The following is a 1,984-nucleotide window of genomic DNA, read 5'->3' on the forward strand; positions in this document are numbered from 1 at the left end:
CGTCTACCCGACGGACGCCATCGAGGCGCATCGCGCCTTCATCGCCCGTCGCCGCACTCTCCGCCCCGCTGAGGAATACAGGGCTGTCACCTCCAAGGAATGGCAAGAGTTCCTGTCCCACTTCGAGCGGAGGAAGCTGGCTCTGGGCGAGTGCGGGCGCTCCTACGGAACCGACTGCATCCACGAACACGCCTGCTTCTCTGAACTATGAGACAGGGCTCGTTCGCTGGCCGTGCGGCGGCGGACGGCAAGTCGAGTTGTTGATGTTCTGAGGAGGGGGTCGGGCTATCGTCGGCCGGTGCGGTGATGGAAGGTCCCGAGCAGTGTGCGTCCGGTGAGTTCCCGGTCAGCGGCCAGTAGATAGGCCACGGGCGAGTTCGTCACCTGTTGGCGCCGGGCTTTGAACTTGCCGGCGAGGTAGGGCACAAGCGTCACCGCGACTGCGGCACTGGCCACCGCGAGTTGCCCACCCGCTGCAGCGATGCTGCCGAGGACGGTACCGGCTGCAGGGTTGAAGTCGATCTTCTGGGCCAAGGTGCCGGCTGACGACTCGACGCCGAGTCCCCGCAATGCCCTCCGCAGGTCGTTGAGCTGCGGTCGTGTCTTGGTTTCGTATAGCGCCCGGAGGTGGGCTGATGCCACCTCCAGGCTTTCCACCTTGGCGATGGCCTGCAGCTCCGCGCCCATGCCCGCCACGTGCTCATGGAAGGCAGCGAGCTCGGAACGGTGGGTCTCACGGAACCGAATGAGCTTGGCGGTCGGCACGTGGTCCAAGTTGTCCGGTTCGATCACAGTGCGCAGTGCCACATGCAGGTAGGCGCGCTCGACATCCTCCACGGCCGGCACGCTTACGTGGTCATCGAATACCAGGGCCGTAAGCCGATCAAGTGCGCCGACGGCATTGTGCATGCGCAAATCGTCGGTGGCTGGTGACAGCACCTCGCTGCGCGCCATGGCATCGGCCAGCACCGCGAGGTAGATCGAGCCCAGTTTGGGGTCCATACCCACCCACGGCCCTTCCGATGGTATTGCAAGGCCGATGCTGACGAGCGAATCCCGCAGACCCCCGCCCATCCTCGAACCCTGACCACCGACATAAACCCAGGTCAGAAGTTCCGCGAGAGGCGGCCCCTTTACCACGTGTTGTGTCATGGGAGGCTCGTAGTCACGCCACCCGGCCAGGCGTACCTGGCCATACCCCAAGGGAGACGCTTGCGGTTCCGTCAGCCCATACCGCTCCAGGAGAAATCCAGGTGCCGCATCGAAGATCTCACCGAAGGACTCTGCGACGGTGTCTAGGACGGTGGGGCTTGGCGCGGTCTCTACGATGAAATCCGTCTCGGCGCGCAACTGACGGACTAGTTCCCCGTCTCGGTCTTCCACCACGCGGGGACGGACCCGGGCGAGGTGGTCCCACGTCAGCAGCGCGAGCCTCAGCCAGTTGTCGTCCTGGAAATGCATCCACGGGTAGTACAGCGCGATCGACGGCATCGTCACTCCATTTGGGTGATGGCGAATAGTGTGTCAGGAACGGCACCGATCCTCTACGGTTCCGTGGTTGGCGGTTGCGATGATGGGAATCCCGAGGTCGACGACGTCGCGGCTGGCAATATGGTGGTCGAGTTGCGCGAGCTTGTCCTCGGCTCCGGCCAGGCTGACCCGGAGTCCTTCGACCTCGCCGAGCCAGCCTTCGCGCTCGGCCTCGGCGATGCGGGCAATGAGGTTGTCGCGGATCTCCTCCAACCGGCCGCGTTGGGCCGGATCCGGCCGGAGGAGCGAGCAACGAACACAAGCGTGTTCATGAACACAAGGGCTTGAAAAGGCACGAGCGCAGGTGCCGATGGAGACCTTGCGCTTCTCGAAGTGCGCAAGGAAAGCGTCCCATTCCTCCTCGGTGGGGGTCCGATACTCATCGCTGGGCCGGGTGGCCCTGCGGCGGGCGATGAAGGCGCGATGGGCCTCGATGGTCTCGGCCGGGTAGATC

General features: G+C 64.5%; 1 protein-coding gene and 2 pseudogenes. 1 reads left to right on the forward strand and 2 read right to left on the reverse strand.

Features of this window, described 5'->3' with window-relative positions:
• Positions 1 to 211, forward strand: a pseudogene (locus tag ACIPEK_RS46575) (site-specific integrase); the annotation flags it as partial.
• Positions 212 to 285: 74 nt separating this feature from the next.
• Here the strand turns inward: ACIPEK_RS46575 and ACIPEK_RS46580 are convergent.
• Entirely contained in the window at positions 286 to 1,491 is a 1,206-nt protein-coding gene (locus ACIPEK_RS46580) for a DUF6236 family protein (RefSeq protein ID WP_402009102.1), read from the reverse strand.
• A gap of 33 nt (positions 1,492 to 1,524) precedes the next feature.
• A pseudogene (locus ACIPEK_RS46585) lies at positions 1,525 to 1,984 on the reverse strand (site-specific integrase); the annotation flags it as partial.

The organism is Streptomyces sp. NPDC088246 (genome assembly GCF_044741025.1).
In the GTDB taxonomy this organism is placed as follows: Bacteria; Actinomycetota; Actinomycetes; order Streptomycetales; family Streptomycetaceae; genus Streptomyces.